We start from the raw sequence: 1,388 nt of genomic DNA, 5'->3' as shown, positions 1-1,388 counted from the left end.
GACGCGCGCACCGTCCTGCACCGGCTTCTGACCGCCGACCCGGCGGCCAACGGCTATCTCGTCGATCTGACCGCGGCGGGCGGCGGCTACTCCGGCGCCGTGCTGGTGGGCGCCAGCCCCGAACTGCTGGTGGCCCGCCGAGGCGACCAGGTGGTCTGCGCCCCGTTCGCGGGCTCGGCGCCCCGGTCCCCCGACCCCGAGACCGACCAAGCGAACGGCGCCGCATTGGCCGCGTCGGCGAAGAACCTTCGCGAGCATCAGTTCGTGGTCGACACGATCCGCGACGCGCTCGACCCGCTGTGCTCCGACCTCGACGTCGCGGCCGAGCCGGAGCTTCGCAAGACCGACTCGGTATGGCACCTGGCCACCCGCATCACCGGCAAGCTTCGCGAAAGAACTATCACCGCTTTGGATTTGGCGGTCGCCCTGCACCCGACGCCCGCCGTCGGCGGAGTTCCCACGGCCGCCGCCGCCGACCTGATAGGCGAGCTCGAAGGCGACCGCGGCTTCTACGCCGGCGCCGTCGGGTGGTGCGACCAGCGCGGCGACGGCCGCTGGGTGGTCTCGATCCGCTGCGCCCAGCTGTCCGCAGATCGCCGTACCGCCGAGGCGTATTCGGGCGGAGGCATCGTCGCCGAGTCGGATCCCGACGACGAGGTCGAGGAAACCACAACGAAATTCGCGACCATCCTCACTGCGCTGGGTGTCGACAGGTGACGGAGCTGATCCGCCGGGTGCGCCCGGGCGACGAGCGCGAATTGACCGCGATGGTCCACGAACTCGCGCAGTTCGAGCACGCCGCGCACGAGTGCACGGTGACCGAAGATCAGATGCGCCAGGCGGTTTTCGGCGAGCCGGCCATCGTCTTCGGCCACATCGTCGAGGTCGACGGACAGGCCGCCGCGTGTGCCCTGTGGTTTCTGAACTTCTCCACGTGGGACGGCGTCGGCGGTATCTACCTCGAAGACCTGTTCGTGCGACCGCAGTTCCGCAGGCGCGGGCTGGCCCGAAAGTTGTTGGCCACTTTGGCCCGCGAATGTACGACGCACGGGTACACCCGGCTCTCGTGGGCCGTCCTGGACTGGAATGTCAACGCGATCGCGCTCTACGACGCCGTCGGCGGCAAGCCGCAGACGGAGTGGATCACCTACCGGGTCTCCGGCCCCGAACTGTCGGAGTTGGCTGCGGAATCTCCTTGAGCCCCAACCCATTCCAGGGTTGACGGGCTGAACAGCAAGATCAGCGTGACCACCGCCATCACACCGATGGGCGCGGCATACAGCCACTGGTTCGAGCCCACCCCCATGTAATAGACGACCGGCAGCAGCAGTAGTTGGGCGAACACCGCGATGCCGCGACCCCAGCGCCTGCCCGTCCACAACGCCCAT

Annotated in this window: 2 protein-coding genes and 1 pseudogene; 2 read left to right on the top strand and 1 reads right to left on the bottom strand. The window is 68.6% G+C overall.

All coding sequences use genetic code 11. The annotated features are described in order from the left end of the window. Together A5698_RS10870 and A5698_RS10865 are read left to right on the top strand one after the other, a co-directional pair. Positions 1 to 717, top strand: a 717-nt coding sequence (locus A5698_RS10870) for an isochorismate synthase (RefSeq protein WP_156670701.1), incomplete at its 5' end; no start/stop codon positions are given. After that, positions 714 to 1,199 carry a GNAT family N-acetyltransferase gene (locus A5698_RS10865; protein WP_068296314.1) on the top strand — a complete coding sequence of 162 codons (486 nt, stop codon included), beginning with the start codon at positions 714 to 716 and terminating at the stop codon, positions 1,197 to 1,199. The genes A5698_RS10870 and A5698_RS10865, both read left to right, overlap by 4 nt. On the opposite strand, the pseudogene A5698_RS28955 reads toward A5698_RS10865, so the two are convergent. After that, positions 1,148 to 1,388: pseudogene (locus A5698_RS28955) on the bottom strand (hypothetical protein); the annotation flags it as partial. The gene A5698_RS10865 and the pseudogene A5698_RS28955 overlap by 52 nt on opposite strands.

The sequence above is a fragment of the Mycobacterium sp. E136 genome, assembly GCF_001666865.1.
In the GTDB taxonomy this organism is placed as follows: Bacteria; Actinomycetota; Actinomycetes; order Mycobacteriales; family Mycobacteriaceae; genus Mycobacterium.
The sequence above is the reverse complement of the archived record's forward strand: the minus strand, read 5'-3'. Positions and strand labels throughout refer to the sequence as shown.